Raw genomic sequence first — 6,006 nt, 5'->3', positions numbered from 1 at the left:
AGATAACGCCTCTTATTTTTTATATGAATTTTACTCATTTAATTCATATCAAATTAATGAGTACAAATTAATTATTTAGTTTCTGTGGTTGGAAACTGTTGTGGAGTAGTTTTAAGAGATTTGTCAAATTCAAATTTAGCAGTATCTGTTGCGTTTGCTCCACCGGCTAATTTTAATCTGTCTAATAATTCTAAAGCTAATTTCTCTTCTTCTCTTTGTTCTGCTACTAACCATTGTAAGAAATTCCATGTAGCCCAATCTTTTTCTTCAAAAGCTTGAGTAACAATTTTATAGATAGCGTCAGTATTTTTAGTTTCTTGTTTATAAACCATTTCAAAGCACTCTAAAACATTTTTAGGTTCAGCTCCTGGTGCATCAATAGCTTCAATCGTTACTTTTGCTCCACGTTCTTGAATATATTCAATGATTTTAGTCATATGCTCTCTTTCTTCTGTAGCATGCTTCATCATGAAGTCATTAACACCTGCCATATTTGCTTCATCTGCCCAACATGCAAGCATTAGATAGATTTGAGAAGATACTGCTTCTAATGTGATTTGTTTATTTAAAGCTTCAGTTAGTTCATTTGATAATCTATTTGTTTTCATAGTCATTCGTTTTTAATTATTACTTAATTATTTATACTGTAAAGGTATTATATAAAGTTTTTTTATGAAATTATTTGAAAAATGTTTTATAGTTTAAAGTAATTTTAAATTAAAATAATAATTGGTAATTTTTACTTAGTCTACTTTTCTTTTTACATTTGTTAAATTAAATAGGTATATAGTTATGGATATAGAATCATTGATACATCACAATCTTGATGAATTATTGTATTTAGCAGATCAGAAGGGAATTTTAAACACTGACTTAGTTGTTAAAATTGGTGCTTATGTGGGAGCTGCAGTATTGCGAGGGCGTTATGCAGATCGAAAAGAAGTTACAGAGAGTGAAGTAAATGGAGTATTTGGTATCATTGGAGATTTTTGTAAAATGAGTTTTGGAAGGAGTTATACTAAAGTACATTTTAAAAAAATGACTAAATTATCTCTTGAGTTATTGCAAGAAACATCGTTTGATAGTGATTTAGAAATGTTTATTGCTAGTTTACGTGATTAAGATATAAAGTAGATCATAATTGATATTAAAAAAGGAGAGTGGTGCAACTCTCCTTTTTTATTGATAGTTACTTTTTAATTAAATTTTCTGAATAGACTAAAGTATTGAAACTTAATAGATGGATTTTTATAGTAAAACGGTTAATGAAGTAAAAAAATGATATATTGCTAATAACCAAAAAACATATTATGAGAATAAAAACTATAGAGGCTGCTTCTAATGCACATCATTATCAGCTACTAATTAAAGATCTTTTAGAAAATTCATTACGTGTCAATCCAATGCATGAGGTGGTTTATAAAGATTTAGTACGAATGAATTATTTCGAGTTATATGACAAAATAAAAAGGCTTTGTAATCTTTATTGTAATTTAGGTTTAGAAGGAGGAAGTGTAATCGGGGTTATTGATTATGACAGTCATCGTTATTTAATGAATTACTTTGCCATACCTATTACAGGTAATGTATTGCATACGGTAAATTGGCGTTTAGCTCCAGAACAAGTTTTGTACACTATTAATCATGCAGAGGACGAAGTTTTAATTGTGCATGAAGATTTCTTGCCTTTAATAGAATCCTTTAAGGATCGAATGGAAACAGTAAAAGAAATTATTGTAATAAGAGATCATAACAAAGAAATTAATACGTCGGTTAATCATATAGGGTATTTTGATGATTTAATTGAAAAAGAATCTGAGAAGTTTGTATTTCCAAGTTTTAGTGAAGATGCAATAGCAACTTTGTTTTATACCACAGGAACAACCGGCAACCCAAAAGCTGTTTACTTTTCACATAGACAATTAGTCCTGCATACTATGGTAGAGATGAGTGTAATGTCTACAATGAATGAAGCTTTTAAAATCAAGTCATCAGATGTATATCTACCGCTTACTCCAATGTTTCATGTTCACGCGTGGGGATTGCCGTATTTAGCAACTTCTTTAAGTCTAAAACAAGTATATATAGGCAAATTTGAACCTAAGAGTTTTCTAGAGATTTTTGCTAAAGAGAAACCTACAATCTCACACTGTGTACCTACCATATTAAATATGCTATTAGAAAGCCCTGCTGCTAAAAATATTGATTTATCAACATGGAGCGTCTTAATTGGGGGATCTGCATTAAGTAAGCCATTAGCAAGAAGAGCATTAGAGCGCGGTATTTCTGTTGTTACTGGATATGGTATGTCAGAGACTTGTCCTTTGTTAACCTCTTCTTATTTATCATTAGAAACAATTAAAAATGATATGGAGTCTCAATTGGAAATTAGAACTCGAACAGGTCGAGCGGCTTTACTAGTAGATTTAAAAGTAATAGATGAGCAAGGAAATGAAGTTCCAAAAGATGGTAAGTCTTTAGGAGAAATTGTAGTAAGGGCTCCTTATCTAACAATGGGATATTATAAAGATAAAGAAAAGGGTGAAGAACTGTGGGAAGGAGGATATCTACATACTGGTGATGTTGCTTGGATAGACGAAAATAATGATGTAAAAATAGTTGACCGTTCTAAAGATGTTATTAAAACGGGAGGCGAGTGGATGTCTTCCCTTACATTAGAAGAAATGATAGGAAGTTATGAAGGGGTGATAGAAGTTGCAGTAATCGGTATACCCGATGAAAAATGGGGCGAAAGACCTTTTGCTTTAGTTGTTAAAAATGAAAGTGAAAAAATTGAAGAGCAAGATTTGAAAAGGCATATGCAAAAGTATGTTGATAAGCAGGTCATAAATAAATGGGCAATTCCCGATCGATTTGTATTTGTATCTGAAATCCCTAAAACAAGTGTTGGGAAGATTAGTAAAAAGAAAATTAGAGAGTTATATAGCGAACAGTCATTTTAATAAAACATATAATATTATATTGCCTCAAGTCAATTGTAGTCTGTATTTGGCAGAATAATAAAATTAGGGTATCTTTCTAGCATTAAAAATAACTACCCTATATAATGAATTTAAAACAGACTAAAACAAACATTAAAAGAAAGAGTCCAAGTACAATATTCAAGTCACTTGGACTTAGTTTTTTAATGCTTGGTACACTTTCTGTCCAAGCACAAAAGAAACCTTTAGACCATACTGTATATGACGGATGGCAAACAATTGGAAGTAAAGCATTTTCTAATGATGGTAAATGGATATTATATCAAATAAATCCACAAGAAGGAGATAAAACGTTGTATATTAAAGCAACGAATAACAATACTGAATTAGTTGTACCAAGAGGTGAGAAACCACAATTTACAGGAGATTCTAAATTTTCTGTGTTTTCAATTCGTCCGAGTTATGAAGATTTGAAAGCTGTACGCATCAAGAAAAAGAAAGAAGATGAAATAGCTAAAGATTCTTTAGGCGTTTATAACCTTACAAATGGAACAGTTAGTAAAAAAGCGAATATTAAATCATTTAAGATTCCTGATAAAAAAGGAAATTATTTAGCTTATTTATTAGAACCTGTAAAAGATACAATCAAGTCTAAAGATAAAAAAGTAGCTAAAAAGAAAGATAAAGATGCTCCTTTAGATTTAGTGTTGGAAAATTTGGTAACGGGAGAACTGTTAACATATAATCATGTTTCTGATTATTATTTTGATGAAAATGGACAGTATTTAGTTTTAGTTACTAAAGATCCTAATGCTAAAAAGAAAGAAGAAACAAAAAAGGAAACTGAGGAAACTCAAGAATCTGAAGTAGAGAATATCAGCGAGAAAGAGGAAAAAAGAGAAGAAGTAAAAGGACCTTTCGGAGTATTTGTTATTAATTTAAAAACAAAGTCTAAGCACTTGTTATTTGAAGGTACAGGCAAATACACCCAATTTAATTTTGATGAAAGTGGTAAGCAACTTGTTTTTGTAGGAAATGAAGATGAAGAAAAAACATTAGTTAAGACCTATACGCTATATTATTCAGACTTAACTAATCCAGTAAAAGTATTAGCTACTGACTCTTCTAAGGGAGTACCAGAAAATTGGGTAGTGTCAGAAAATTATAAACCACAGTTTAGTAAAAATGGCAAGCGATTATATCTAGGATTAGCTCCTATGTCTATTGCTAAGGATACTACTTTAATAGCAGAAGATCATGCAGTTGTGGATATATGGCATTTTAATGAAGATTATATTCAACCACAACAATTGGTTAATTTAGATAAGGATTTAAAGAAATCGTACTTAGCTACTATTGATTTAATCAATAATAAAGGCATTGTGCCATTAGCTGATGAAACAATTAATTCGACGCAATTAGTTGATAAAGGAAATGCAAATATAATATTGGCAAGTTCTGATTATGGTCGTAGAGTAGAGAGACAGTGGGATATCAGTGGATTTACTAGCTACTATATTGTTGATGTTAACACGGGAAAAAGAACAGAAGTAGTAGGTAACTTACCTGGTTCAGCACGCGTTTCACCAAAAGGGAATGCTGTAGTTTATTTTAATAGTGAAGAAGGCAATTGGTATGTATATGATGTAAAATCTAAAACAACTAAACATTTAAACAAAGGACTTGATGTTTCTTTTGCAGATGAAGAGTTTGATATGCCAGATAATGCATCTGCATACGGTATCCAAGGTTGGACTGATAATGATGAATCAGTATTAATTAGAGATAAATATGATATTTGGGAGTTCTTCCTAAATAGCAATAAGTCTCCTCGCATGATAACACAAGGGTATGGTCGTAAAAATAATGTGTCATTCGATCTTTTAAATTTAGACCCTGAAAAACAATCTTTTACTAGAAATGAGAAGTTGATTTTATATGCTTTTAATGAAAAGAATAAGGATGCAGGTTATTTCACAGTAACTATTAAATCAAGTAATGATTTAAAATTAGTTATCATGCAGCCCTATAGTGGATTTAACTCTTTGTTTAAGGCAAAGGATGCTGCTATGTATGGCTATTTAAAAGGATCTTATCAAGAGTCATATAATTTATATTTGACTAAAAATTTGATTGATGCTACTAAAATTACAAATACAAACCCTCAACAATCACAATACAATTGGGGAACATCAGAATTAGTAGAATGGACTACACCAAATGGTTATAAATCAACAGGTGTGTTATTTAAACCAGAGAATTTTGATGCTAATAAGAAATATCCAATGATAGTGTATTTTTATGAGAAGGTATCTGATAATTTACATCGTTATGAAGCTCCAGCACCTACACCTTCGCGTTTAAATATACCTTTTTATGTGAGTAATGAATACTTAGTCTTTACTCCTGATATTAGTTATATTGATGGACATCCAGGTAAATCAGCTGAGGAGTATATTAACTCTGGAGTTGAGTATTTAAAGAAGAATGCTTGGGTAAATGGAGATAAGATTGCTATCCAAGGTCAAAGTTGGGGAGGTTATCAAGTAGCACATTTAATTACAGTTACTGATATGTACGCTGCAGCTTGGTCAGGCGCGCCAGTAGTAAATATGACTTCAGCTTATGGAGGTATACGTTGGCAAAGTGGTATGAGTCGTCAATTCCAATATGAAAAGACTCAAAGTAGAATAGGTAAAACACTTTGGGAAGGATATGACTTATACATTGAAAACTCACCATTGTTTAATATGCCAAAAGTAACAACACCTGTTGTGATTATGCATAATGATAATGATGGAGCTGTGCCTTGGTATCAAGGTATAGAGATGTTTATGGCTTTAAGACGTCTGGGTAAACCAGCTTGGTTGTTAAACTATAATGGAGATGAACACAATTTAATGAAACGTCAAAATAGAAAAGATATTCAAAGACGCCAACAACAATTCTTTGATTACTATTTAAAAGATGGTAAAGCACCAGTTTGGATGGTTAAAGGGGTACCTGCAACTATGAAAGGTAAAGATTGGGGATTTGAATTAACTGATGATAAAGTAGAATAAAG

The 6,006-nt window shown here is 31.3% G+C and carries 4 protein-coding genes; 3 read left to right on the top strand and 1 reads right to left on the bottom strand.

What is annotated here, in order from left to right:
- Positions 1–71: 71 nt before the first annotated feature.
- The gene (locus RH98_RS14485) at positions 72–608 is read right to left on the bottom strand and encodes a ferritin (protein ID WP_010256851.1); all 537 of its coding nucleotides are present in this window, start codon (positions 606–608) and stop codon (positions 72–74) included.
- Positions 609–792: 184 nt separating this feature from the next.
- Between RH98_RS14485 and RH98_RS14480 the strand changes: the two genes are divergently transcribed.
- From RH98_RS14480 to RH98_RS14470, 3 genes are all read left to right on the top strand, one after another.
- Positions 793–1,122: a hypothetical protein gene (locus RH98_RS14480; RefSeq protein ID WP_010256849.1), complete on the top strand. Its 330-nt coding sequence runs from the start codon at positions 793–795 to the stop codon at positions 1,120–1,122.
- Between the two features lie 188 nt (positions 1,123–1,310).
- The gene (locus RH98_RS14475) at positions 1,311–2,963 is read left to right on the top strand and encodes a fatty acid--CoA ligase (protein ID WP_010256846.1); all 1,653 of its coding nucleotides are present in this window, start codon (positions 1,311–1,313) and stop codon (positions 2,961–2,963) included.
- Between the two features lie 104 nt (positions 2,964–3,067).
- Complete coding sequence (locus RH98_RS14470; RefSeq protein WP_010256844.1) at positions 3,068–6,004, top strand: S9 family peptidase; 2,937 nt, start codon at positions 3,068–3,070, stop codon at positions 6,002–6,004.
- The last annotated feature ends 2 nt before the right edge of the window (positions 6,005–6,006 follow it).

Source organism: Myroides injenensis M09-0166 (assembly GCF_000246945.1).
In the GTDB taxonomy this organism is placed as follows: domain Bacteria; phylum Bacteroidota; class Bacteroidia; order Flavobacteriales; family Flavobacteriaceae; genus Flavobacterium; species Flavobacterium injenense.
This window is presented reverse-complemented; position numbering and strand designations above follow the sequence as displayed.